Source organism: Streptomyces ureilyticus (genome assembly GCF_011045025.1).
Classification (GTDB): domain Bacteria; phylum Actinomycetota; class Actinomycetes; order Streptomycetales; family Streptomycetaceae; genus Streptomyces; species Streptomyces ureilyticus.
This window is the reverse complement of record NZ_JAAKZX010000055.1, coordinates 1-24,055: the sequence shown is the minus strand read 5'-3', so window position 1 is coordinate 24,055 and position 24,055 is coordinate 1. Positions and strand designations below refer to the sequence as shown.

Genomic DNA, 24,055 nt, shown 5'->3' with positions numbered 1-24,055 from the left:
CCCGGGGCTGGATAGGGTGGGTGCCAACCTTTCGGGACGTACGACGACCAGGAGCGGCTGATGAACGCTGTGACCCCCGCTGGAGGCGACACCGCGGCGGGCCGCTCCTGGCCCGCGCTGCTGAACGGCCTGCTTGACGGGCGCGACCTGAGCGCGGACGACACCGCCTGGGCGATGGACCTGATCATGCGCGGCGAGGCGACCGACGCGCAGATCGCCGGGTTCGCGGTGGCGCTGCGGGCCAAGGGGGAGACTGTCGGCGAGATCACCGGGTGCGTGCGGGCGATGTACGAGCACGCGAACGTCATCCAGGTGCCGGGGGAGACCGTCGACATCGTCGGTACGGGTGGGGACGGGGCCCGTACGGTCAACATCTCCACGATGTCCGCGATCGTCATCGCCGGGACCGGCGCGAAGGTCGTCAAGCACGGCAACCGGGCGGCGTCGTCGGCCTCCGGGGCCTCGGACGTACTGGAGAAGCTGGGCGTCAATCTGGAGCTGACGCCTAAGCGGGTCGCGGAAGTGGCCGAGGAAGCCGGGATCACGTTCTGTTTCGCGGCCAAGTTCCATCCGGCGATGCGGCACGTGGGCGCTGCGCGGGGGCAGCTGGGGATCCGGACGATCTTCAACTTCCTTGGGCCGTTGACGAATCCTGCCCGGGTGCAGGCGCAGGCCGTTGGGGTCGCCGACGCGCGGATGGCGCCCATCATGGCGGGCGTGTTCGCCGAGCGCGGCAATTCGTCGCTGGTGTTCCGCGGCGACGACGGCCTGGACGAGCTGACGACGACGTCCACGTCCCGGGTGTGGGTGGTACGGGACGGCAAGGTCCACGAGGAGACCTTCGATCCGCTGGATGTGGGGATCGAGTTGGTACCGGTGGAGGCCCTGCGAGGCGCTGACGCTTCGTACAACGCGGACGTGGCGCTGCGGCTGTTGGGTGGGGAGACGGGTCCTGTACGGGACGCTGTGCTGCTGAACTCGGCGGCGGCGTTGGTGGCGCTGGCGCCGGGTGACGGCCCGCTGGCGGACCAGCTTCGTGAGGGGATGGCCAAGGCGGCGGAGGCGATTGACTCCGGGGCGGCGAAGCGGACGCTTGACCGCTGGGTAGCGGTCAGTAACGGCTGACACCGGGTCCGTTTTTCGGCTCCCACAAGCCCCGTCGGTCCGGGATCCGGACCGGAGTTGCGGGCGGACGATCAGACTGCGTATGTTCGGCGGCAGGTCATGAGTGACAGCCACAAGGCCCCGGCCGGCTGTCCGGCAACCCTCCGTCCGTGGCGGGGTGCCCCGGGTGAAGACCAGGTCGTAGGCAGCAAGGCCTGCGACAAGCGCGGACCCCTCGCACAGACCAGGGGTCCTGGTCTTGAGGGAGTGTCATGTCTGCCAACACCGCTGTCGCCGAGCAGTCCGTTGCCGAGCCGTTGGCTGTCCTGGGACGGGACGTCACCGTCCCGCTCGTCACCGGCGGCGAGGTCACGTACGCCGCACTCGACTACGCCGCCAGCGCCCCGGCCCTGCAGCGCGTATGGGACGACGTGGCCGCGTACGCGCCGTACTACGGGAGCGTGCACCGCGGGGCCGGGTACCTGTCCCAGCTGTCCACCGACCTGTTCGAGAACGCCCGGAAGACCGTCGCGAAGTTCCTCGACTGCCGCGACGAGGACCAGGTCGTCTTCACCCGGTCCACCACCGACTCGCTGAACCTGCTCGCCGCCGCCCTCCCCGCCGACTGCCAGGTCTACGTCTTCGAGACCGAGCACCACGCCTCGTTGCTGCCCTGGCGGGAGGCCCGCGTCACGTACCTCGACGCGCCGCGTACGCCCGCCCAGGCCGTCGCCACCCTCGAGCGCGCTCTCGCCGAACGCGACCCCGAAGGGCCGGCTCTCGTCTGCGTCACCGGCGCCTCGAACGTCACCGGCGAGCTGTGGCCCGTACGCGAACTGGCCGCCGCCGCGCACACACACGGTGCGCGGATCGTGCTCGACGCCGCACAGCTGGCGCCTCATCACCCCGTCTCCGTACGGGAGTTGGACGTCGACTGGGTCGCGTTCTCGGGGCACAAGCTGTACGCGCCCTTCGGGGCGGGTGTGCTGGCCGGGCGCTCCGACTGGCTGCGTACGGCCGAGCCGTACCTCGCGGGCGGGGGTGCGAGCAGGAAGGTCTCCCGGCGTACGGACGGCGGCGTCGATGTGGAGTGGCATGACAGTGCCGCCCGCCATGAGGCCGGGTCGCCGAACGTCATCGGCGCCTACTCCATCGCCTCCGCCTGCAAGGCCCTCACCGAGGCCGGCTTCGACACGCTCGTCGCCCGCGAGCAGTACCTGATCGACACCGTACGGGCAGGTCTCGCCGAGGTGCCCGAGGTCCGGATCCTCTCCCTCTTCGGGGACGACGCCCCGCGCGTCGGCGTCATCTCCTTCGTCGTCGAGGGGTGGAACAGCTCGCACTTCGCCGCCGCGCTCTCCGCCGAGTACGGCATCGGGGTGCGGGATGGGCTGTTCTGCGCCCATCCCCTCCTTCGTACCCTCCTCGGCAGTGACCCGCAGACGCAGGGCGAGTGCGGCGCCCCCGAGGCCGCGCCCGGCGAGAAGTCGCTCAACGCGATCCGGGTGAGCTTCGGGGCGGGGACGCCGGACGAGCATGTGGAGCGGTTCGTGGGCGCGGTCAAGGAGCTGGTGAGGGACGGCGCACGGTGGAACTACCGTACGGAGGACGGCCGTTGCGTCCCGGACACCTCCACCGGCACCTCTGCCGCAACCTCCGCGTGAACCGGTAGCCGGGCGCCCAGCAGGATCATCCGCAGGGCCCGCTCGGTCGCGTCCGTGAGGAGTTCGCTGCCGCGGACCAGGGCCTCGGCGAGGGCCATCGGGGCAGGCAGGATGCCGGTGAAGGCGTCCACGCCCGGCACCGTGTGCGCGCCCTCGCCGAGCGTGCCCGCGAGGGCGAGGACCGGGCGCCCGCGCAGCTTGGCGCGGCGGGCCACCTCCGCCGGGATCTTGCCGCGCGGCGTCTGCAGGTCCAGGGCGCCCTCGGCGGTGAGGACCAGGTCGGCGCGGGCGAGGCGGGCGTCCAGGTCGAGGTGGTCGAGGAGGACGTCGAAGCGGGGGAGGAGGCGGGCGCCCAGGGCGGCAAGGCCCGCGCCCAGGCCTCCGGAGGCGCCGGTTCCGGGGCCGCCGCACAGGTCGGAGGTGACCGAGAGGTCCCGCTTGAGGACGTACGCCCAGTTCTCCAGGCCCGCCGACAGCTCCTCGACCTGCGCGGGCGTCGCGCCCTTCTGCGGGCCGAAGACCCGCGCCACACCGCGCTCGCCGCACAGCACGTTGTACGGGTTGCAGGCGACCAGCAGTTCCGTCTCCGTCAGACGGGCGTCGAGGCCGGTCGGGTCGATTCGGTGCAGGCGGATCAACTCCCGCCCGCCGTGCGGGAGTTCGAAGCCGTCCGCGTCGAGCAGCCGGGCGCCGAGCGCCTGGAGCGCACCGGCGCCCCCGTCCGACGTACCCGAGTCGCCGCAGCCCACCAGGATCCGTCGTACGCCCGTGTCGAGGGCGGCGGAGATGAGTTCGCCGACGCCATATGTCGTCGTTGCGCCCGGGTCGCGCAGGCTCTGCGGTACGAGGGAGAGGCCTGCGACCGCCGCCATCTCCACCACCGCCGTGTCCCGCGAACCGAGGAGCGCGAAGTGGGTGCCGACGGGTTCCCCCACCGGACCCGTGGCGGGCAGGGCGACCAGCCTGCCCCCGGTCGAGGCGGCCAGTGCGGCGGCCGTGCCCTCGCCGCCGTCGACCAGGGGGATGAGGTCGATCTCGGCGTCGGGGACGACACGGCGTACGCCGGTCGCGATGGCGTCGGCGGCGGCCTGGGCGGACAGGGACTCCTTGAAGCCGCTGGGGGCCACGGCGAAACGGGTCAGCATGGTGGAACTCCTTGAGGACTTCAGAGGGTTGAGGTGGATTGAGGGGGGAGGGCTTCGGGACGTCGGGGCTTCGGGCGTCAGGGCTTGAGGACCGGCACGCCCAGCAGCGGCCACACCGCGAGCGCGAAGAGCAGGACGAGTGCGGCGGTCAGCGGGGCCAGTACGGCGGACAGGCGCAGCAGGTCGTGCGAGGTGTAGGTCGGCGTGCCGGGGATCTCGGCGAAGAGCGTGACCGGTTTCGCGGAGGCCGGGAGCGTGTGGCAGAAGCCGGCCGCCGCGGTGGACGCCAGCGCGGCGGCCACCGGGTTGACCCCGGCGCCCACGGCCGCCGCGATGACCAGCGGGACGAGGACGGACGAGCGGGCCGAGCGGGACTGGAGCACGAGGTGGGCCGCCGTGCTGACCGCGATGACGAGCGCGAGGAAGAGCCACGGCTCCACGTCGACCGGCAGGCCGGCGACCAGCCACTTCGCCGCCCCCGAATTCGCGAGCGCGACGCCCATCGCCATCGTCGCGGCCATGAAGAGGAGCAGCGACCAGGGGACGGTCTTGAGGGCGTCCTTGAGGTGGACGGTGCCGAGCGCGGGGGAGGAGGCGACGATCGCGCCGATCAGGGCGACGATCGCGGGGGGCACTTGGTGGAGCGGTCCGCTGCACCACAGGGCCACCACGGTGGCGAGCAGCATCAGACAGCGGGACTCGGCGGACGACCACGGGCCGGTGACCGGGTTCTCGCTGTGCCGCTGGATGTCATCGGCCGTGATCCGTACGGGACCTCGGCGGTCCGCGCGTTTCGTGGTCGTCAACAGCACGACCTCGGCGGCCAGATGGGAGGAGGCCACCGCCAACGGCAGGCCGATCAGCAGCCATTGTGTGAAGCCGACGCGGTTGCCGGTCGCCTCCCACAGCACCGACACCGTGATCAGATGCGCTCCCGCACCGATCAGGGTCGCCACCGCCGACAGGAGGATCACGGTCGGAAAGAGCAGCGCCAGCATCACGACCAGTCGCTTCCGGTCGGCCAGTACCTTGGCGAGCGCCAGGAACACCGGCAGCGCGAGCGCCGCCCGGCCGGAGGTCGCGGGCACCGCGAAGGCCGTCACGACCAGCGCCGCCGTGGTCAGATGGGCCAGCTGCCGGACGCTGCGCGCGCCGCTGACCAGGAACGCGGCTGCCCGCCCGGCGAGCCCGGTCCGGGCCACCGCCGCCGCGAGCACGAAGGCGCAGATCAGCAGCCACACGGTGGAGTCGCCGAGGGTGCCGAAGAGCGTGTTGCTGCTGATCACGCCGGTCACAGTGAGGGCGAGTCCGGCACCCAGGGCGATGTACGTGTCGTCGATGGGCGTACCGACCCAGGCGCAGGTCGCCAGCGCGAAGACGGCGAGCGTCAGTCTGGCGTCACCGCTGAGCCCGGGGAAGTTACCGGGCACGACCAGCAGGGCGCAGATGCTGAGGGCCACGCAGAGGGCGGCGGCTTGGCGTATTTGTGGGGGAGTCAGGCTCACGACATCCAGGGTTCATGTGCGTGGTGAGCCCTCAATGAGCCTTGGATGAAGGGAACTTCATGCGGCCAGGACCGGCGTCATCCGGGCAGCCGGTACCCCATCCCGCGCACCGTCTCCACGCTCTGCGCCCCCAGCTTCTTGCGCAGCGCACGGACGTAGACGTCCACGATGTTGGACCCGGGATCGAAGTCGTAGCCCCACACATGGGACAGGATCTGCTCGCGCGACAGCACCTGCCCGGGGTGCCGCAGGAACAGCTCGAGCAGCACGAACTCCCGTGCCGTCAGATCGACCGTCCGTTCTCCCGCCCGTGCCCGCCGGGTGCGCAGGTCCAGCGTGAGGTCCCCGCCGCGCAGCATGGTCACCTCGGGCGCCCGGACCGCCGTACGCAGCCGCAGCCGTACCCGGGCGAGGAGTTCCTCGAAGCGGAACGGCTTGGTCATCCAGTCGTCGGCGCCGCCCTCCAGGCCGGCCACCGTGTCGCGCACGGAATCCCGTGCGGTCAGCACGATCACCGGGACCGTCACCCTGGCCTCACGCAGTTCCCGCAGCACCGTGAAGCCGTCCCGGCCCGGCAGCCCGATATCGAGGATCACCAGGTCGAAGCCGCCGGTCAGCGCGTACTCGTAGGCCGCGTCGCCATCCCCCACGACGGTCGTGGTGAAGCCGCCCGCGCGCAGGCCTTTCTCGACGAAGGAGGCGATGCGCTCCTCGTCCTCGACGATCAGGATCCGGTTCATCCGAGACAACCCGTCATATGCGTTCCTCTTCCAGTACGAGTACGAAGGTGGCCCCGCCGCCCTCGGTGTCCCGGAGCTCCACCTGCCCGCGATGCCCCTCCGCGATGGCCCGGACGATCGACAGGCCGAGGCCGGCTCCGGAGCCGCGGGCGCCGCGCCGGGCGGTGCCGCGGCGGAACCGTTCGAAGATCAGCTCGGCGTCCTGCGGCTGAACGCCGGGCCCCGAGTCGGCGACGTACAGCTCGATACGGGAGCCGTCGAGGCGCGAGCCGATGCGGACGGACTGGCCGGGAGCCGTGTGCTGTACGGCGTTCTGCGCGAGCTGCACCATCGCCTGGGTGATGCGCTGTGGATCGAGGTGTACCTCCCCGTCGGCGACTTCGGCCAGTTCCCAGCGGCGCTCACCGAGTGTGCGGGCCTTGACGAAGACGTCGGCGGTGAGCTCGCCGAGCTGTACTGGTTCGGGGGTCACGAAGTCGGGGCGCTCGGCCTTGGCGAGCAGCAGCAGGTCCTCGACGATGCGGCTCATCCGGTCCAGCTCGTCGGTGACCAGGCGTACGGTCTCCTCCCGCTCGGCCGGATCGTCGCCCATCAGCTCCAGGTGACCGCGCACGATCGTGATCGGGGTACGCAGCTCGTGGCCCGCGTCGTCGACGAACTCCCGCTGGGCGGCGAAGGCCCGCTCAAGGCGGTCCAGCATCGCGTTGAACGTCTCGGCGAGCGCGGCCACGTCGTCCCGGCCCCGGACCGGGATGCGTTGGGTGAGGTCCTGCTCGGTGAGCTGTGCGGCGGCGGTACGGACCAGGCGTACGGGATTGAGGATCCGCCCGGCCACCACCCAGCCGATGCCCGTCGTCATCACCAGCGCGACCCCGGAGATGGCCAGCAGGATCCGGAACACCTCGTTCGCGCGGGCCTGCTCGCGCCCGGGGTGGAAGGCCACGACGAAGGCGGCCTCGGGCTCGCCTCCGGAACGGGCGATGGCGACCTTGGCCCAGCGGATCTCACCGGAGGCGCGGTGCAGCGTACCGGTGGAGTCCGGGGAGTCGAAGATGCGGCGGCGGGCTTCCCGGTCGGCGTGCAGCGGCCGGGGGACGTCGATCTCGCGTGGCTGGACGCGCCGTACGGGGTCCCCGTCCGGCCGTCCGATCAGGCCGATCAGCTCCTCGTCGGGATCGGCGTACTGCCGTTCCAGGAAGACCACCAACAGCCGCTCGGGATCGGTGAAGGGAAGGCCGGTCTCCGGGTCCTTGCCTCGGGTCTCGAGGTTGGCGAACTCACCGGTCTCCTGCGCGAGCAGCCGGCTGACCCGGTTGTCGACGTCGCGCAGCAGGATCGAGCGGGTGGTCATGGCCGCCGCCGCGAAGGCGACCGCCGTCACGAGCAGCAGCCAGAGCAGGATGCGGACCCGGGCCGTGATCCACCGGCGTGCGGGAACGGGCTCAGCCGTCGTCGCCGGGACCGTCGTCGTCGCCAGGCCCGTCGTCGCCGGGCCCGTCGTCATCTGACCCGCCACCTGTTCCGCCGCCGTTCGTCTTGCCACCTGTTCCGTCGTCCGTCCCGGCTCCCGCTCCGCCGCCGTCGTTGTTGCCGTCGTCGGTCACCGGAGGCCGGGAGACGACCTCGTCACTGGGGGTGGGTTTCTTCGAGGGGGTCTCCGAGGGTGTCCCACCCTTGTCGAGCTCGACCTTGGCAGGGACCTTGGGAGACTCCGGGCTGTCGGTCAGGGCGTAACTGGTCGCGGCGATCCCCAGCGGAATGGCCACGACTGCTGCGAGGGCTGCGATGCGATGAGAGAAGCTCATGGCTCAGATCCTGCGGGCGGAACCCGGCACGGAGGATGAGCCCAAGATGAGGAACTCTTCATCCAGCGGCCGGTACGAGCCTCAGCTGTCCAGGCCGATGGCGAACGCCGCCTCCAGGTCGTGCTGCGAGTACGTACGGAACGCCACATGCGTGTCCGTGCCCTCCACGCCCGGAATCTTGCTGATCTGCCCGGGGATGATGTCCGCCAGATCGTCATGGGCCTTCACCCGGACCATGGCGATCAGATCGTACGTACCGGTCACGGAGAAGACCTCGCTGACGGAGTCCAGCGCGGCGATCGACTCGGCGATCTCGGGAATGCGGTCCACGCTGGTCTTGATGAGCACGATCGCGGTGATCACGGCTGGTTTTCTCCCTCGGTGGCCGTCGCTGGGGATTTCACTGTAGCCGTCCAGCGGTAGCGCACCCACGCGTAGCCGAAGCCGAAGGAAAAGCCCAGAAGGTGGGCCAGATAGGCAACCCCCGGGCCCTGGGTCTCACGGGTCGCCGCCAGCCCCTGCAGGGCCACCCAGAACGGCAGGACCACCCAGGCCGGGAAACGCAGCGGCAGGAAGAACAAGAACGGGAAGAGACTGGTCACCCGGGCTTTGGGGAACAGGTAAAGGAACGCGCCGAGGACCGCGGAGATCGCCCCTGAGGCGCCGACCAGGGTGTGCCCGGAGTCGGCGTGGGCGGCCGCGTAGCCGAGCAGGGCGAGGCAGCCGCAGCCCAGGTAGAAGAGGGCGTAGCCGATGTGGCCCATCCGTTCCTCGGCCATCGCACCGAAGACGAAGAGGAAGAGCATGTTGCCGAGGAGATGCAGCCAGCTGCCGTGCACGAAGAGCGCCGTGGCCGGGGTGACGACCGCGCGCGCTTCCCCGCTGAACAGTTCGACGGGCACGACACCCCAGCGCTCGAAATAGGCCCGCTGTGCGGAGAGGAGCTCGTCACCGGTGCCGTACACGGGGTTGAGCCCCGAGACCGGGCCGAGCAGGAAGATCAGACAGCAGAGGGTGATCAGTGAGTGGGTCACCGGGGCGGACTGACTCCGGACCGCTCGGACGAGGGTCGCACCCCAGTTGCCGATCATGGCCAGATCATGACGTAACCGGACCAGACAGCACAGAGTGCCTCGCCGTTCCCCGGTGACGGGCGTCGACTACACGCCAGGCCGTAGGGTTACGAGCCAACGTGCTCCGGGGCTGCCCGGCGCGCATGAAGAACAGCGGCACGAACACCGACGAAAGAGAGCGACTGCGACGATGACGGTTCCCCTGCCGACCGCCGAGACCCGGTGGCGCTGCACGCTCTGCGGCAATCTCACGCGTTTCGACGTGACCCGTTCGTCGAAGGTCGTGGAGTACGTGCACCTCGATCTGGCCGGTGAGCCGAAGGTCGAGGAGCAGGAGGTGGTCAGTGAGACCATCGAGTCGGTGCGCTGCCGCTGGTGCAACGCGGTGGATCAGGTGGAACTGGTGGACAGGCCGGGCGCCGGCTCCTGAGGGAGCGGGCCCCGTCGAGGTATTGGGGTGACCGATGGTGGAGACCACAGGCGGGGAGCCGGCCGACGGCGCCGCTGAGGTGCTCGACCGCCCGATGCCCGACGGAGTGCGCCGCAGAGTCGTACAGATCGTCTCGGACGGCTTCGGCGGGCTGACGGTCACCGAGTTGCCCACCCAGCTGCGGCAGTACGCCCGCTTCACCCCGACCCGCCGCGCCAAGTTCGCGGGGAACGCCATGGCCGCGGCCCTGGAGACCGATCCGCTCTTCCGGCAGCGGATCGGCGAGCGGTTCAGAGAGACCCAGCCTGAGCTCTGCGGCGCCCTCGACTCGGGCTCGCCGCCCCCGGCCGCGGACCCGCTCGACGTGGCGGCCGCCGCCTATGTGCTGCGGCCCACGGGCTGGGTGAAGCTGGTGACCGCCGCAGGCGAGGAGGCCCAGCGGGCGGACGCCGAGCGCGCCGACGAGGAGAACCGCGCCGAGCTGGAGCGGCTGCGCCAGGAACTTGCCGAGGCCCGCGGCCAGACCAGGGCCGAGACCGAACGGCTGCGTACGGAGCTGGAGTCGGCCAAGAAGGAGGCCGAGTCGCTGCATCGCAAGCTGCGCTCGGCCCTCAGCGACGTCAAGCGCGGCGAGGCCGCCCTGCGGAAGGTACGGGGCGAGATCGAGTCCGTACGCGCCGAGGGACAGGCCCAGGTGTCGGCCGCCGAGAGCGAGAGCCGGCGGCTGAAGGCACGGCTCGGGGAGACCGAGGCCGCCCTGGAGGCCGCTCGCAGAGCGGCGCGGGAGGGCCGCAGCGTCGAGGACATGCGCGTACGGCTGCTGCTCGACACCGTGCTGGACGCGGCACAGGGGCTGCGGCGCGAGCTGGCCCTGCCGCCCGTGTCGGTACGGCCCGCCGAGACCGTGGACGCGGTCGAACCGGGACGGATGACCCCGAAGGACATCGCCGCCCGCGCGCTGTCCGACAACGATCCCGCGATCCTCGACCAGCTGCTCGCGCTGCCCCAGGCGCATCTGGTCGTCGACGGCTACAACGTCACCAAGACCGGCTATCCCCAAATGCCCCTGGAAAAGCAGCGGTTGCGCCTCCTCGGCCAGCTCTCGCAGCTCGCCGCGCAGACCGGCGCCGAGGTCACCTGCGTCTTCGACGGGGCCGAACTGGCTGCCCCGGTGCTGCTCGCGCCGCCGCGCGGGGTACGGGTGCTGTTCTCCAAAGCGGGCGTCACCGCCGATGAGTTGATCCGCCAGCTGGTGCGCGCCGAGCCGCCCGGGCGGCCCGTCATCGTCGCTTCGACCGACCGCGAGGTGGCCGACGGAGTGGCCAAGGCGGGCGCGCGGCCGGTGGCTTCCGCGGTGCTGCTCAAGCGATTTTCGCGGGGTTGAGCGCGGTCCGTGCGGGAAGGCGTCCCGGCCCTCTCCAGCAGGGCGGAGCTTCTGCGGCGTACGCCCCATGAGGACCGTAGATCCCAACTGCAACTTCTGTGCCGCATGCCCGAATTGGCACGGTCTTCACGCAACGTAGTGTCAAGCGTGCATTACCGCATGTGAGTTCGGTGTAAAGAAAACGCTCGGTAGCCGAGATTTTTCCTGCAAGGATTTGATCTGATCACAGGAGGATCACTAAGGTCTGGCCTCGAACCTCCACTCGGGTGATCGCTCATCGGGAGCGACGGTGGAGGGGCCCCGCCAACCGGTGTTCTCGGTGGCGGCTGAGGTAATGAAGGAGCTCGCCCACGTGGCGTCCCACCGTCGACCTAAGCAGCCGAGCCGCACCCGCGTGACCGTGCTCACCACTGCCGCCGCTGCCGCCGTGGCCCTCACCTCGCAGGCGGCCAACGCCGCACCGAGCGAGAAGCCGAGCAAGGACGAGGTCAAGGCCAAGGTCGACAAGCTCTACCACGAGTCGGAGCTGGCCACCGACAAGTACAACGGGGCCAAGGAGAAGCAGGACAAGCTCGAGAAAGAGATCGACACTCTCCAGGACCAGGTCGCACGCGGCCAGGGCGATCTCAACGAACTCCGGGACGGCCTCGGCCTGATGGCCAGCTCCCAGTACCGCACGGGCGGCATCGACCCCTCCGTGCAGCTGTTCCTCTCCTCCGACCCGGACACCTACCTCGACAAAGCGTCCGCGATGGACCAGATGAGCTCTCAGCAGGTCGAGACGCTGAAGAAGGTCCAGGAGAAGCAGCGCACGCTCGCCCAGCAGCGCCAGGAAGCCGCCGAGAAGCTCAAGGACCTCGCCGACACCCGCAAGACCCTCGGCGAGAAGAAGAAGGAAATCCAGGGCAAGCTCTCCGACGCGCAGAAGCTTCTCAACACCCTGACCGCCAAGGAGAAGGCGGCGCTCGCCGCCGAGGAGCAGCGCGCCAGCCGCTCCGCCGGGGACCGCGTCGACCTCGGCAACGAGAAGCCGGCCTCCGGCCGCGGTGCCGCCGCCCTCGCCGCCGCCGAGACCCAGCTCGGCAAGCCGTACGTCTCCGGTGGCAGCGGCCCCAACTCCTACGACTGCTCCGGGCTGACCCAGTGGGCCTACGCCCAGGCCGGGGTGGGGATCACCCGGACCACGTACACGCAGCACAACGACGGCACGAAGATCGGCCGCGGCGAGCTCGCGCCCGGCGACCTGGTGTTCTTCAACAACCTCGGGCACGTCGGCCTGTACGCGGGCAACGACACGATCATTCACGCCCCGAAGCCGGGCACCGTGGTCCGCTTCGAGTCGATGAGCACCATCGGCACCTTCCAGTTCGGCGTACGCATCTGATCCCCACGCGGCTCGGGCGATACTGGGCCGCATGTGGATACCGGGCACGGCCCGTATCGCCGCCGGGCTGGTACTGGCCCTGGTGGCGGCGGTCGGCTGCACCGGAAGCGATGGCGGCGAAGATGCCGGGCGTACGAATCCACCGGCGTCGTCCCACGCGGCGAGCAAGTCCCCCAGTGCGACGCCCAGTCCGAGCTCTTCGCCGGCCAACCCGGTGTCGATCCCGGGCCTGATCGCGCGCAAGCACACGGGCTCGGACCTGCGGCTCGGCGCCGTACGTGCCCGGACCGACGCCTACACCAGCTACACGGTCACGTACGAGGCGAACGGGCTCACCATCTCGGGCCTCATGAACATCCCCCGCGGCAAGGGCCCGTTCCCGGCGCTGGTGCTGGCCCACGGCTACATCGACCCGGCCGTCTACACCACCGGGCGCGGCCTCGCCCGCGAACAGGACCTGCTGGCCCGTAACGGCTACGTGGTGCTGCACACCGACTACCGCAACCACGCGGACTCCGACAACGACGCCGACAACGACGTGAACCTCCGCCTCGGTTACACCGAGGACGTCATCGGCGCCGCCATGGCGCTGCGCTCGTCCGGCCGGCCGGAGATCGACGGAGAGCGGATCGGCCTGCTCGGACGCTCGATGGGCGGCGGCGTCGTCTACAACACGCTGGTGGTGGCGCCCGGCCTCTTCGACGCCGCGGTGGTCTACGCGCCCGTGAGCTCGCGTCCGGCCGAGAACATCGACCACTTCCAGCGCCGTAACGGCGATCCGATCGTCGCCGAGATCGAGGAGAAACACGGCACCCCCAAGGAGAACCCGGAGTTCTGGGAGCAGGTCTCGCCGCTCACCTACGCAGACCGGGTGACCGAGCCGCTGCTGCTCCATCACGGCACCGCCGACGACACCTGCCCGATCGCCTGGTCGGAACGGGTGGTCGCCGACTTCGAAGCGGCGGGCAAGAGCGTCGAGTTCGTGAAGTACGCCGGTGAAGGACACACCTTCGCGCCGCGCTGGCCGGACTCGATGGACCGGACGATGGCGTTCTTCGAGCGCCACCTTGGCTGAGCGCTCTGGATCGCGCCCGGCCGAACGGGGGAATTCCGCCGCTCCCCACCGGCCCTCTGCCCCGCCGATGACCTGCGTCTGAGGCGGGTCGTCACGGTGTGTGCATGCCGAGGGCTTTGTTCGTTGTGTAGTCGCGCGGCTACTGTCTGGCGCGTTTCCCCCGACTCAGGGGTCCGTCAGCGGAAGGGAGAGCGGTTTTCCGTGGGTTCACATCGCCGTCCCGCATCATCCGGTCTCGACCGGGGCGCCCGCAGCGCCACCCTTTGCGTACTGTCCGCCGCGGCAACGGCCCTCGGTCTCGTACCGGCCGGCGCCACACCATCCGCGCCGGCCGCACCCCAGGACGACGCACGCGCCGAGGTGGACCGGCTGTACGCGGAGGCCGAGCGGGCCACCGAGGCGCACAACAAGGCCGCTGAGCGTGCGGATGCCCTGCGCGAGAAGGTGACCACCGCCCAGGACCGGATCGCCCGCCAGCAGGACCGCATCAACACCATGCGGGACGCGATCGGCTCGCTCGCCGGTGCCGAGTACCGCTCGGGCGGCCTCGACCCCTCCCTGGCGCTGATGCTCTCCGCGGACCCAGACGACTACCTCGACAAGGCGGCCGTACTCGACCGGATCGGCACCCGCCAGGCCGGAGCACTCAAGGACCTCCGGGGCGCCATGAGGCGGCTCTCCCAGGAACGCCGGGAAGCCACCCGCGACCTCGCCGAGCTGGAGAAGAGCCGCGTGGCCGTCACCCACCACAAACGGGCGGTTGAGCGGAAGCTCGGCAGGGCCCGGCAGCTCCTGAACGCGATGGCGGACGAGGAGCGCGCCGCCCACGAGCGGGCCTCCCGCTCCGGCCTCGTCCCCGACCTCGGCGGCGCCGTCCCGCCCTCCGCGCGCGCGGCAGCCGCCGTCGCCGCGGCCCGCTCGGCCGTCGGCCGCCCCTACGTCTGGGGCGCCAACGGGCCCACCGGCTTCGACTGTTCGGGCCTCATGCAGTGGTCGTACGCGCAGGCCGGCGTCGGTCTCCCGCGCACCTCGCAGGCCCAGGCGCACGCCGGCCACCGGGTGCCGCTCTCGCAGGCGCGGCCCGGCGACCTCGTCACCTACCGAAGCGACGCCAGCCATATCGGGATGTACATGGGCAACGGCCAGGTGATCCACGCGCCCTACCCCGGCGCTCCCGTGCGCTACGACCCCGTCGGCATGATGCCGATCTCCTCCGTGACGCGCCCCTGACCCTGGAGGGGCGGGCCCGTACGATCAGGACTTGTGGCTGGTCGTACGCATGTGCCGTGGTGGATGATCGGGCTGTTGCTGGCCGGTCTGGTCGCCTGCGGCTCGACGGGCTCCGACCCCGCCGCCGCGGACGTCCAGCGGCTGCTCGACCGGCGGGCTCAGGCGGTGCTCTACGGCAACGGCAGCGCGTACGTCACGACGTGGGCGCCCAGTGGTGAACGGGCCGCCGCCCGCACCGAGTTCGAACGGCTGCGGGCCCTGCCGCTGGAGTCCTGGTCCTACCGCGTGACCGGCTTCCACCGCTCCGGCGACCGCGCCACCGCCGAAGCGGACCTCAGCTACCGCATAGCCGGCTACGACAAGGCGCCCCTCGTCGCCGCCCGCACCCTGAGCCTGAGACGCGCCGAAGGCCACTGGTACGTCGCCGCCGACCGGCCCGCCAAGGACGCCAGCGAACAGCTGTGGGAGCAGGGCGCCGTCCAGGTCGCACGCGGGGAGCACAGCCTCATCCTCGGGGTCGGGCAGAGCACCAAGGCCCTGCGCGGGTACGCCGAACTGGCCGACCGCGCGGTGCCCGCGGTGCGGGAGGCATGGGGCGAGGAGTGGTCGGGGCGGGTCGTCGTCCTCGTACCGGAGTCGCTGGAGGAGATGGCTCAGCTGCTCGGGGCGCCCGCGTCCGGATACCGGGGGATAGCGGCGGTCACCACCGGCGAGACGGGAGGCGCGGCGAAGGCGCCCGCGGACCGGATCGTGGTCAACCCCGACGCGTACGCCGTCCTGGGCGGCTTCGGCCGGCAGGTCGTCCTCACCCACGAGACCACCCATGTCGCGACCCGCGCGCAGACCTCGGCGGCCACCCCCCTGTGGCTCTCCGAGGGCTACGCGGACTGGGTCGGCTACCGCGGCACCGGCCGCGGTCCGGCACAGGTCGCCCCCGAACTGCGGGACGCGGTGCGCGAGGGGCGCGCCCCCGGCGGGCTCCCGGCCGACAAGGATTTCGAGTTCGGCGGGGAGGCGGGCGGGCTGGCGGAGGCGTACGAGGCCGGCTGGATGGCCTGCCGGCTGATCGCCGAACGATGGGGCGAGGTCCGCCTCGGCGAGTTCTACCGCGCGGTGGGCGCGCACGGTTCGCGCGAGGGTGCGGTGGAGGACGCGATGCGGGACGTGCTGGAGACGACCCCGGAGAAGTTCACCGAGCAGTGGCGGGCGTATCTGGGGTCTCAGCTCGGCTGAGTCAGCTGCTCGGTCCGGGGCGGAGGAGCCTGGCCGGGCTCCGGAGCCGGGGACTCGTGCGGCACCGTGTCGCGCCACAGGCGTACCGCTGAGATGGCCGTCGCCGCGACCAGCAGGCCGTTGCGAAGGAAGAGGAGGGTGACGCCCAGCGCGTCGCTGGCCACGACATGGCCGAACCAGAGGGGGAACTCCAGGACCGTCAAGAAGGCCGCCGCAAGGAGCAGGACAGTCGGCAGAGTCATCCGGCTCTCTCGGAACATCAGACAGACGGCGGCGAGGCCGATCAGCCACACCAGGTACTGCGGGCTGATCACCCGGCTGGTGACCGTGAACAGGAGCACGGCCACGAACGCCGCGTCCGCGAGCGTGTGCGGCGCGAAGCGCCTGGCGCGCAGCCGCCACAGCAGGAGCCAGCCGAAGGCGAGGACGGTCAGCATGAGCGCGGCGGTGCTCACGACGCCGACGTACGGGCCGACGAACTCCATGGAGCCGTAGTTGAGCAGCACCTCGCCCTCCCAGCCGAAGTGCCGGGCGACGTGGAAGACCAGGGCGCCGAGGGACTCGACCTCGGTACCCCGGTCGCGCTGGGCGGTCAGGAACGCGAACGCGCCGGGCATCGTCACGGTGAACGCCAGCGCGATCGCCACGGCCGTCACCGCCGCGGCGGCCCACGGCTTCCGCTTCGTGGTGCCCACCAGCAGCAGCGCCGGCCATACCTTCAGGAGCGAGCCGAAGGCCGCGAGCGCGCCCAGCAGCCGTGGCCGGCGCAGGCCCGCGAGCAGCGCCGCCACGGCGACGGCCGTCACCATCACGTCGTAGCGGGCGTACACCGTCGGGCCGAGCAGGGGGACGCCCAGCGTCCACACCCAGGCGCCGCGCGGGCTCTGGCCGGGCTGCCGGCCCGCGTACCAGAGGAGGGCGAGGACGCACCCGTCGGTGAGACAGGCGAGAACGAAGAACGCCGAGGCGTAGTCGAGGGAGGGCAACAGTGCGGGGGAGAGGATCGGGAGGGCGGCGGCGGGCGGGTACTGCCAGGACACGTCGCTCAGCGGGAAGGTGCCGTCGCGCAGGGTGACGTACCAGCCCTGGTAGATCCCCTCGACGTCGGTGGTGACGTCCGGGCCCGGGAACACGACCATCTTGAAGACGAAGACGAGCAGCAGGATTCTGGTCAGGGTCCACACCGCGAGCAGCCCGTACGTACTCGTCGCCCTCGCGCGCGCCATGGCCACCCAGTTCCGTTCGTGCGGATCCCGTCCATGGCCATGATGACGTGTTTTTGGCGGCGGGGTTTCTTTCCCCGGCCCCGCGGTAGGCACCCCACCCAACCGCCGGAGGCAACCCGCTACTGTCGGAACCGATGCACAAGACCCTCATCGTCACCAACGACTTCCCGCCCAGACCCGGCGGCATCCAGGCCTTCCTCCACAACATGGCGCTGCGCCTGGACCCCGACCAGCTCGTCGTCTACGCGTCCACGTGGAAACGTGGACGCGCCGGCATCGAGGCGACCGCCGCCTTCGACGCCGAGCAGCCCTTCACCGTCGTACGCGACCGCACGACGATGCTGCTGCCGACGCCGGCCGTCACCCGGCGGGCCGCAGGGCTGCTGCGCGGACACGGCTGCACGTCGGTGTGGTTCGGCGCGGCGGCCCCGCTCGGCCTGATGGTACCCGCACTGCGCAAAGCCGGCGCCGAGCGCCTCGTCGCCACCACGCACGGCCACGAGGCAGGCTGGGCCCAGCTGCCCGCCTCACGCCAACTCCTGCGCCGTATCGGCGAGTCCACGGACACGATCACCTACCTCGGCGAGTACACCCGCTCACGGATCGCCGCCGCGCTGACGGCCGAGGCGGCGGGCCGTATGGTCCAACTGCCGCCCGGTGTCGACGAGAAGACCTTTCACCCCGGTTCGGGGGGAGACGCCGTACGGGCCCGCCTCGGCCTCGCGGACCGCCCGGTCGTCGTCTGCGTCTCGCGGCTCGTCCGGCGCAAGGGCCAGGACACGCTTATCCTCGCCATGCCGCGCATCCTCGCGAAAGAGCCGGACACCGTCCTGCTCATCGTCGGCGGCGGACCGTACGAGAAGGAGCTGCGCAAGCTCGCGTACGAGACCGGGGTCGCCGACTCCGTGCACTTCACCGGCGCCGTGCCCTGGTCCGAGCTGCCCGCCCACTTCGGCGCGGGCGACGTCTTCGCGATGCCCTGCCGGACCCGACGGGGCGGCCTCGACGTGGAGGGCCTGGGCATCGTCTATCTGGAGGCCTCCGCGACGGGCCTGCCGGTCGTCGCCGGTGACTCCGGCGGTGCGCCGGACGCGGTGCTGGACGGCGAGACGGGCTGGGTCGTCCGCGGCGGTTCCCCCGAGGCGGCAGCCGACCGCATCACCACCCTCCTCGGCGACGCGGAACTCCGCCGCCGGATGGGGGAGCGGGGCCGGCAGTGGGTCGAGGAGACGTGGCGCTGGGATCTGCTGGCGGAGAAATTGCGGACACTGCTGTAGCGCGAGACCTAGGCGGAACCGGATAATCCGCACATGCTGCGCACATGACAGTAAAACTGATGCAGCATCAGCTGACAAGACGTCAGGTATTGGGCATGGTCGCCCTCCAGACCGCCGCCGCGTCCGGTCTCACCCGCATCGGTCTGCAGTCGGCGTCGGCCGCCGAACCCGCCGCCGTCGACAACGCTCCCGCCATCGTGATCGGCTCGGGCTACGGCGGCGCCGTCGCCGCCCTCCGCCTCGGTCAGGCCGGCATCCGCACGATCGTCCTCGAGATGGGCCGGCTGTGGAACACGCCGGGCTCCGACGGCAAGGTCTTCTGCTCCACGGCCGCCCCCGACCAGCGGTCCATGTGGTTCCGTACGCGCACCGAGGCGCCGCTCGCCACCTTCCTGTGGCTGGACGTCGTCAACCGGGACATCAGCCTGTACCCCGGCGTCCTGGACCGTGTGCGCTTCGCCAACATGTCCGTGTTCGTCGGGCGGGGAGTCGGGGGCGGTTCCCTCGTCAACGGCGGCATGGCGGTCACCCCGCTCCGGTCGTACTTCGCCGAGCAGTTCCCCACCGTGGACGTGAACGAGATGTACGGCACGTACTTCCCGCGCGCCCGGTCCGTGCTCGGTGTCAACTCCGTCGACCCCGCCTGGTTCGAGTCGACCGAGTGGTACCGGTTCACGCGAGTGTCCCGCAAACACGCGCAGAACACCGGCCTGCGGACCACGTTCGTGCCGAGCGTCTACGACTTCGGCCACATGCAGCGCGAGGCGGCCGGCACCGCGACGAAGTCGGCGCTCGGCCAGGAGGTGATCTACGGCAACAACCACGGCAAACGCAGCCTGGACAAGACGTACCTGGCATCGGCGCTGGGCACGGGGAACGTGACCATCCACACGCTGGAGAAGGTGCGCGGGATCGAGCGGGCCGCCGACGGCACGTACGTCCTGACCGCCGACCGCATCGACGCCACCGGCAAGGTCATCGAGACCAAGCAGTACGGCTGCACTTACCTCTTCCTCGGCGGCGGCAGCCTCGGCACCACCGAACTCCTCGTCCGCGCGCGGGAGACAGGGACGCTTCCCGCCCTGGACGCGAGCGTCGGCAGCGGCTGGGGAACCAACGGGAACGTGATGCTCGGGCGGGCCAACCACCTGTGGGACACCGTCGGGGCCAACCAGTCCACCATGCCCGTCATGGCCATCGACGACTGGGCCAACACCGCCAACCCGGTCTTCGCCGAGATCGCCCCGCTGCCCACGGGCCTCGAGCACTGGGTCAGCCTCTATCTGGCGCTCACCAAGAACCCGCAGCGGGCGTCGTTCTCGTACGACAGCGGCACCGGCGGGGTGCGGCTCGGCTGGACGGCCGCCCAGAGCGCGGTCTCCGTGTCCATGGCCAAGAAGCTGTTCGACCGGATCAACTCGGCGAACTCGACGATCTACCGGTACGACCTGTTCGGCTCGCCCAGCAAGATCTTCGCCGACGACTTCACGTACCACCCGCTCGGCGGCTGCGTGCTGGGCAGGGCGACCGACAACTACGGCCGGGTGAAGGGGTATTCGAAGCTGTACGTCACGGACGGCTCGCTCGTGCCCGGCTCGATCGGAGTGAACCCGCTCGTGACGATCACCGCGCTCGCCGAACGCACGATGGCGCGGGTCCTCGCCGAGGACACCGCGCCATGAGCCGTCGTACGACCGGGGCGGGCTACTTCTGGTAGATCGCCTCGATCTCGTCCGCGTAGTCCTTCGCCACCACGTTCCGCTTGAGCTTCAGTGACGGCGTCAGGTGGCCCGAATCCTCCGTGAACTGGGAGGACAGAATGCGGAACTTCCGCACCGATTCCGCCTTCGATACCGCGGCGTTGCCGTCGTCGACCGCCGACTGGATCGCGGCCAGCAGGTCCGCGTCCTCGCACAGCGACGCCGCGGTGGAACCCTCCGGCTTGCCGTGCTCGCCGGCCCAGCGCCCCAGGAACTCCTCGTCGATGGTGACCAGCGCGCCCACGAACGGGCGGCCGTCGCCGACGACCATGCACTCCGCGACCAGCGCATGCGCGCGGATACGGTCCTCAATCACCGCCGGAGCGACGTTCTTGCCGCCCGCGGTGACGATGATCTCCTTCTTGCGGCCGGTGATCCTGAGGTACCCGTCCTCGTCGAGCGTGCCGATGTCCCCGGTGTGGAACCAGCCGTCGGCCAGCGCCTCCTCGGTCGCGCCCTCGTTGTTCCAGTACCCCTTGAACAGGTGCTCGCCGTGCAGCAGCACCTCGCCGTCGTCCGCGATCCGGATCACGGAGCCGGGCAGCGGCTGACCGACCGTACCGATCTTCTGCCGGTCCCAGGGGTTGAAGGCCGTGGCCGCGCAGGACTCTGTCAGCCCGTAGCCCTCCAGGACCGTGAAGCCGATGCCGCGGAAGAAGTGCCCGAGCCGCTCACCCAGCGGGGCGCCGCCGGAGATCGCGTACTCGCCCTTGCCACCGAGAACGGCCCGCAGCTTGCTGTAGACGAGCTTGTCGAACGTCTTGTGCTTGATCTTCAGACCGAGCGACGGGCCCGACGGGGTGTCCAGGGCCTTGCTGTACGCGATGGCCGTGTCCGCCGCCTTGTCGAAGATCTTGCCTTTGCCGTCCGCCTGCGCCTTGGCGCGCGCCGAGTTGTAGACCTTCTCGAAGACCCGCGGCACACCGAGGATCAACGTCGGCCGGAACGAGGCCAGTTCATCCGTGAGGTTCGTGATGTCCGGGACGGTGCCCAGCTTGATCGGCGCCATCATCGGCGCGACCTGCACAAGCCGCCCGAAGACATGGGCGAGCGGCAGGAAGAGGAGGACCGAGCACTCGCCCGTGCGGAACAGGGGCCGCAGCCGCTCGACGATGTTGCCGCACTCCGCGAAGAAGCTGCGGTGGGTGAGGACACAGCCCTTGGGGCGGCCGGTGGTTCCGGAGGTGTAGACGATGGTCGCCGGGTCGTCCGCCTTGGCGCGTGAGCTGCGCTCCTCGACCGTCTCGTCGGAGACGGCCTTGCCCGCGCGGCCCAACTCCTCGATACCGCCGCCCTCGATCTGAAAGACATGCTTCAGCTCGGGCAGCCGGTCGCGCACCGATTCGACGGACGCGGCGTGGGTGTCCAGCTCCACGATGCAGGCGGTCGCGCCCGAGTCACCGAGGATCCACTGGACCTGCTCCGGCGAACTCGTCTCGTACACCGGCACGGTGACCGCGCCCGCGCTCCAGATCGCGAAGTCCAGCAGCGTCCACTCGTAGCGCGTACGGGACATCAGGCCGACCCGGTCGCCGGGCTGCACACCCGACGCGATCAGCCCCTTGGCGGCGGCCTGCACCTCGGCGAGGAACACGGTGGCGGTGACATCCGTCCAACTGCCGCCCACCTTGCGGGCGATGACCGCGACATCCGGATGCTGCGCGGCATTTCTGCGGACGATGTCGGTCAGATTGCCGTCCGCAGGGACCTCGTACAAAGCCGGAAGGCTGAACTCGCGCAAGACTGCTGCTCCTCATAGGGCGCCGACGCCACGACCTCGTGTGTTGCGACGGAGCGGTCCAAGGCTCGGGCGGGCACTCAGGGATTCAGTTGTTGAAACCCTGAGTACGCGGGACTGCCCGGAGGTTACCCGTCAGTACCACCTCTACGACAGGGGGCCGGGGGAGATGTTCCCCGCGTCACAACGGCGTCACGCGTCCGGCCCTTTCCCCGACGAGCGTAATCCAGTCTGCGACGCCCTGCGAAGTCACCGCAGGTCCGGCCACGTCTGCACACCTTGTCTACACACCTTTGCTCCACAGCCTTACCCTTGATCGCCATGGCAGGCACTCAAGGCGGCACCCCCGGGACGCGGATCCACGTCGTCAGCGATGTCCATGGCAATGCCCGTGACCTGGCCAGAGCCGGCGCCGGCGCGGACGCCCTGATCTGTCTCGGCGATCTCGTTCTCTTCCTCGACTACGCCGACCACTCGCGCGGCATCTTCCCCGATCTGTTCGGCACCGAGAACGCGGACCGCATCGTCGAGTTGCGCACCGCCCGCCGCTACGAGGAGGCGCGCGAGTTCGGCAACCGGCTCTGGGCGGGCGTCGACCGCGGCTCGGCGATCGAGAAGGCCATACGCAAGCAGTACGCCGAGATGTTCGCCGCGTTCCCCACGCCGACATACGCCACGTACGGCAATGTCGACATGCCGACCCTGTGGTCCGAGTACGCCGGACCCGGCACCACCGTGCTCGACGGGCAGCGCGTCGAGATCGGCGGCTGGACCTTCGGCTTCGTCGGCGGGGGCCTGCGCACGCCGATGCGGACGCCGTACGAGATCAGCGACGAGGAGTACGCGGCCAAGATCGAGGCCCTCGGCGAGGTCGACGTCCTGTGTACGCACATCCCGCCGGAGGTCCCCGAACTCGTCTACGACACGGTGGCGCGGCGCTTCGAACGGGGCAGTCGGGCGCTGCTGGACGCGATTCGGAAGACCCGTCCGCGGTACTCCCTCTTCGGGCACGTCCACCAGCCGCTGGTGCGGCGGATGCGGCTGGGGGCGACCGAGTGCGTCAACGTCGGGCACTTCGCGGGATCGGGAAAGCCGTGGGTTCTGGAGTGGTGATGTCCGAAGTGGTGACGTCCTGGGGCTCCCGGCGGTAGGCGGCCTGCCGTCACGCGGTAGCCTTCACGCTGCATCCGCAGGTAAGAACCTCAGGAACGTTGAGAAACACCCCTCTTTGTCCGGACCGCATCTGGAGGAGCCACGGAGATGGCGGAACACACCAGCTCGAGTATCACGATCGAGGCGGCACCGGCCGACGTCATGGGAGTGATCGCCGACTTCGCGCGCTACCCGGACTGGACCGGCGAAGTGAAGGAGGCCGAGGTCCTCGCCAGCGACGACCAGGGCCGCGCCGAGCAGGTCCGCCTGGTCATGGACGCCGGCGCCATCAAGGACGACCAGGTCCTGGCCTACACCTGGACCGGCGACCACGAGGTCTCCTGGACCCTGGTCAAGTCCCAGATGCTCCGCTCCCTCGACGGCTCCTACATCCTGAAGCCGGCGGGTGCGGGCTCCACCGAGGTCACCTACAAACTGACGGTGGACGTCAAGATCCCCATGCTGGGCATGATCAAGCGCAAGGCAGAGAAGGTCATCATCGACAGGGCACTGGCGGGCCTGAAGAAGAGGGTCGAGACGGGCGGCGAGTAGCTACGGCCGCTGTGGGCGGCCGCGCCGCTACCGCTGTGGGCAATCGTTCCGCGGGGCGATGGGGGTCCCCCCGCTCGAGCGAAGCCGAGAGTGGGGGAGGGTGGGCACAGCACACCAGTACCGGGTGCAGTCATAGCAAGGCTCAACGATAAGTAACCCCGAGCGGAGCGCATGCGCACAGTCCTGATCACCGGCCCCGGCGGCTCAGGCCGCACCACCATCGCCGCGGCCACGGCACTGCAAGCCGCCCGCCAGGGCACAAAAACCCTGCTCCTGAGCGCAGACCGCACAGACACCCCCGGCGCCGCCCTGGGCCGGCCCACCGGCCCAACCCCCGCGGTGGCGGAACCGACCCTGACAACCTGGCGCCCAGACGCCGGCGAGGACTTCCGCGAAGACCTCCTCGCCTTCCAGGAGAGGGCCGCCACCGCCCTGGACCTACTCGGCGCCACCCGCCTGGACGCGGAGGAACTCACCCCCCTCCCCGGCGCCGAGGAACTCGCCCTCCTCCGCGCCCTCCGCGACGCGGCAACGGCAGACACGTACGACCTGCTGATCGTCGACCTGCCCCACACCCC

The 24,055-nt window shown here is 70.4% G+C and carries 22 protein-coding genes and 1 riboswitch; of the genes, 13 read left to right on the top strand and 9 right to left on the bottom strand.

Features of this window, described 5'->3' with window-relative positions; translation table 11 throughout:
* Nucleotides 1-60: 60 nt before the first annotated feature.
* A complete protein-coding gene (gene trpD / locus G6048_RS19110) occupies nt 61-1,125 on the top strand; it encodes an anthranilate phosphoribosyltransferase (RefSeq protein ID WP_165340773.1) in 1,065 nt (354 codons plus the stop codon).
* A 95-nt stretch (nt 1,126-1,220) separates the two neighbouring features.
* A riboswitch (SAM riboswitch) is annotated at nt 1,221-1,337 on the top strand.
* A gap of 39 nt (nt 1,338-1,376) precedes the next feature.
* A complete protein-coding gene (locus G6048_RS19105) occupies nt 1,377-2,768 on the top strand; it encodes an aminotransferase class V-fold PLP-dependent enzyme (RefSeq protein ID WP_165340772.1) in 1,392 nt (463 codons plus the stop codon).
* Here the strand turns inward: G6048_RS19105 and G6048_RS19100 are convergent.
* From G6048_RS19100 to G6048_RS19070, 7 genes are all read right to left on the bottom strand, one after another.
* Nucleotides 2,699-3,913, bottom strand: a complete 1,215-nt coding sequence (locus G6048_RS19100; RefSeq protein ID WP_165340771.1) for a glycerate kinase — start codon at nt 3,911-3,913, stop codon at nt 2,699-2,701. The genes G6048_RS19105 and G6048_RS19100 overlap by 70 nt on opposite strands.
* A 77-nt stretch (nt 3,914-3,990) precedes the next feature.
* Complete coding sequence (locus G6048_RS19095) at nt 3,991-5,418, bottom strand: SLC13 family permease (protein ID WP_165340770.1); 1,428 nt, start codon at nt 5,416-5,418, stop codon at nt 3,991-3,993.
* A 77-nt stretch (nt 5,419-5,495) separates the two neighbouring features.
* Complete coding sequence (locus G6048_RS19090) at nt 5,496-6,158, bottom strand: response regulator transcription factor (RefSeq protein WP_165340769.1); 663 nt, start codon at nt 6,156-6,158, stop codon at nt 5,496-5,498.
* A gap of 13 nt (nt 6,159-6,171) precedes the next feature.
* A complete protein-coding gene (locus G6048_RS19085; protein ID WP_165340768.1) occupies nt 6,172-7,662 on the bottom strand; it encodes a sensor histidine kinase in 1,491 nt (496 codons plus the stop codon).
* Complete coding sequence (locus G6048_RS19080) at nt 7,601-7,963, bottom strand: small secreted hydrophilic protein (protein WP_165340767.1); 363 nt, start codon at nt 7,961-7,963, stop codon at nt 7,601-7,603. The genes G6048_RS19085 and G6048_RS19080 overlap by 62 nt, the downstream gene beginning before the upstream one ends.
* 81 nt (nt 7,964-8,044) lie before the next feature.
* Nucleotides 8,045-8,326: an Lrp/AsnC family transcriptional regulator gene (locus tag G6048_RS19075; RefSeq protein ID WP_165266566.1), complete on the bottom strand. Its 282-nt coding sequence runs from the start codon at nt 8,324-8,326 to the stop codon at nt 8,045-8,047.
* A complete protein-coding gene (locus tag G6048_RS19070; RefSeq protein ID WP_165340766.1) occupies nt 8,323-9,054 on the bottom strand; it encodes a rhomboid family intramembrane serine protease in 732 nt (243 codons plus the stop codon). The genes G6048_RS19075 and G6048_RS19070 overlap by 4 nt, the downstream gene beginning before the upstream one ends.
* Nucleotides 9,055-9,226: 172 nt before the next feature.
* On the opposite strand from G6048_RS19070, the gene G6048_RS19065 reads away from it, so the two are divergent.
* From G6048_RS19065 to G6048_RS19040, 6 genes are all read left to right on the top strand, one after another.
* Entirely contained in the window at nt 9,227-9,466 is a 240-nt protein-coding gene (locus G6048_RS19065) for a hypothetical protein (RefSeq protein WP_165340765.1), read from the top strand.
* Nucleotides 9,467-9,500: 34 nt separating this feature from the next.
* Nucleotides 9,501-10,850, top strand: a complete 1,350-nt coding sequence (locus tag G6048_RS19060; RefSeq protein WP_165340764.1) for an NYN domain-containing protein — start codon at nt 9,501-9,503, stop codon at nt 10,848-10,850.
* Between the two features lie 352 nt (nt 10,851-11,202).
* Nucleotides 11,203-12,234, top strand: a complete 1,032-nt coding sequence (locus G6048_RS19055) for a C40 family peptidase (protein WP_165340763.1) — start codon at nt 11,203-11,205, stop codon at nt 12,232-12,234.
* Nucleotides 12,235-12,265: 31 nt separating this feature from the next.
* A complete protein-coding gene (locus G6048_RS19050) occupies nt 12,266-13,309 on the top strand; it encodes an alpha/beta hydrolase family protein (protein ID WP_165340762.1) in 1,044 nt (347 codons plus the stop codon).
* A gap of 201 nt (nt 13,310-13,510) precedes the next feature.
* Nucleotides 13,511-14,539 carry a C40 family peptidase gene (locus tag G6048_RS19045; protein WP_165340761.1) on the top strand — a complete coding sequence of 343 codons (1,029 nt, stop codon included), beginning with the start codon at nt 13,511-13,513 and terminating at the stop codon, nt 14,537-14,539.
* A 63-nt stretch (nt 14,540-14,602) separates the two neighbouring features.
* Nucleotides 14,603-15,772 (top strand): hypothetical protein, encoded by a 1,170-nt coding sequence (locus G6048_RS19040; protein WP_165340791.1) that lies wholly within the window; start codon nt 14,603-14,605, stop codon nt 15,770-15,772.
* Here the strand turns inward: G6048_RS19040 and G6048_RS19035 are convergent.
* Complete coding sequence (locus G6048_RS19035) at nt 15,760-16,998, bottom strand: glycosyltransferase family 87 protein (protein ID WP_165340760.1); 1,239 nt, start codon at nt 16,996-16,998, stop codon at nt 15,760-15,762. The genes G6048_RS19040 and G6048_RS19035 overlap by 13 nt on opposite strands.
* A gap of 134 nt (nt 16,999-17,132) precedes the next feature.
* Between G6048_RS19035 and G6048_RS19030 the strand changes: the two genes are divergently transcribed.
* Nucleotides 17,133-18,275, top strand: a complete 1,143-nt coding sequence (locus G6048_RS19030) for a glycosyltransferase family 4 protein (RefSeq protein ID WP_165340759.1) — start codon at nt 17,133-17,135, stop codon at nt 18,273-18,275.
* A gap of 44 nt (nt 18,276-18,319) precedes the next feature.
* The gene (locus tag G6048_RS19025) at nt 18,320-19,957 is read left to right on the top strand and encodes a GMC oxidoreductase (protein ID WP_456243420.1); all 1,638 of its coding nucleotides are present in this window, start codon (nt 18,320-18,322) and stop codon (nt 19,955-19,957) included.
* A 22-nt stretch (nt 19,958-19,979) separates the two neighbouring features.
* On the opposite strand, the gene G6048_RS19020 is transcribed toward G6048_RS19025, so the two are convergent.
* A complete protein-coding gene (locus G6048_RS19020; RefSeq protein WP_165340758.1) occupies nt 19,980-21,776 on the bottom strand; it encodes an AMP-dependent synthetase/ligase in 1,797 nt (598 codons plus the stop codon).
* Between the two features lie 318 nt (nt 21,777-22,094).
* Here G6048_RS19020 and G6048_RS19015 point away from each other — a divergent pair, with 318 nt between their 5' ends.
* The 3 genes from G6048_RS19015 to G6048_RS19005 form a co-directional block, all read left to right on the top strand.
* Entirely contained in the window at nt 22,095-22,886 is a 792-nt protein-coding gene (locus G6048_RS19015) for a metallophosphoesterase family protein (protein ID WP_165340757.1), read from the top strand.
* Nucleotides 22,887-23,033: 147 nt separating this feature from the next.
* Nucleotides 23,034-23,477, top strand: coding sequence for an SRPBCC family protein (locus G6048_RS19010; protein WP_165340756.1), 444 nt, complete (start codon nt 23,034-23,036; stop codon nt 23,475-23,477).
* A gap of 171 nt (nt 23,478-23,648) precedes the next feature.
* The coding region (locus G6048_RS19005) for an ArsA family ATPase (protein ID WP_165340755.1) at nt 23,649-24,055 on the top strand (407 nt) is incomplete at its 3' end.

Coding starts and splice junctions, on each gene's coding strand:
- trpD (WP_165340773.1), top strand. CDS start 61: ATGAACGCTGTGACCCCCGCTGGAGGCGACACCGCGGCGGGCCGCTCC.
- G6048_RS19080 (WP_165340767.1), bottom strand. CDS start 7,963: ATGAGCTTCTCTCATCGCATCGCAGCCCTCGCAGCAGTCGTGGCCATT.
- G6048_RS19010 (WP_165340756.1), top strand. CDS start 23,034: ATGGCGGAACACACCAGCTCGAGTATCACGATCGAGGCGGCACCGGCC.
- G6048_RS19070 (WP_165340766.1), bottom strand. CDS start 9,054: ATGATCGGCAACTGGGGTGCGACCCTCGTCCGAGCGGTCCGGAGTCAG.
- G6048_RS19030 (WP_165340759.1), top strand. CDS start 17,133: ATGCACAAGACCCTCATCGTCACCAACGACTTCCCGCCCAGACCCGGC.
- G6048_RS19040 (WP_165340791.1), top strand. CDS start 14,603: ATGATCGGGCTGTTGCTGGCCGGTCTGGTCGCCTGCGGCTCGACGGGC.
- G6048_RS19065 (WP_165340765.1), top strand. CDS start 9,227: ATGACGGTTCCCCTGCCGACCGCCGAGACCCGGTGGCGCTGCACGCTC.
- G6048_RS19035 (WP_165340760.1), bottom strand. CDS start 16,998: ATGGCGCGCGCGAGGGCGACGAGTACGTACGGGCTGCTCGCGGTGTGG.
- G6048_RS19060 (WP_165340764.1), top strand. CDS start 9,501: ATGGTGGAGACCACAGGCGGGGAGCCGGCCGACGGCGCCGCTGAGGTG.
- G6048_RS19015 (WP_165340757.1), top strand. CDS start 22,095: ATGGCAGGCACTCAAGGCGGCACCCCCGGGACGCGGATCCACGTCGTC.
- G6048_RS19025 (WP_456243420.1), top strand. CDS start 18,320: ATGACAGTAAAACTGATGCAGCATCAGCTGACAAGACGTCAGGTATTG.
- G6048_RS19105 (WP_165340772.1), top strand. CDS start 1,377: ATGTCTGCCAACACCGCTGTCGCCGAGCAGTCCGTTGCCGAGCCGTTG.
- G6048_RS19100 (WP_165340771.1), bottom strand. CDS start 3,913: ATGCTGACCCGTTTCGCCGTGGCCCCCAGCGGCTTCAAGGAGTCCCTG.
- G6048_RS19050 (WP_165340762.1), top strand. CDS start 12,266: ATGTGGATACCGGGCACGGCCCGTATCGCCGCCGGGCTGGTACTGGCC.
- G6048_RS19090 (WP_165340769.1), bottom strand. CDS start 6,158: ATGAACCGGATCCTGATCGTCGAGGACGAGGAGCGCATCGCCTCCTTC.
- G6048_RS19085 (WP_165340768.1), bottom strand. CDS start 7,662: ATGACGACGGGCCCGGCGACGACGGGCCTGGCGACGACGACGGTCCCG.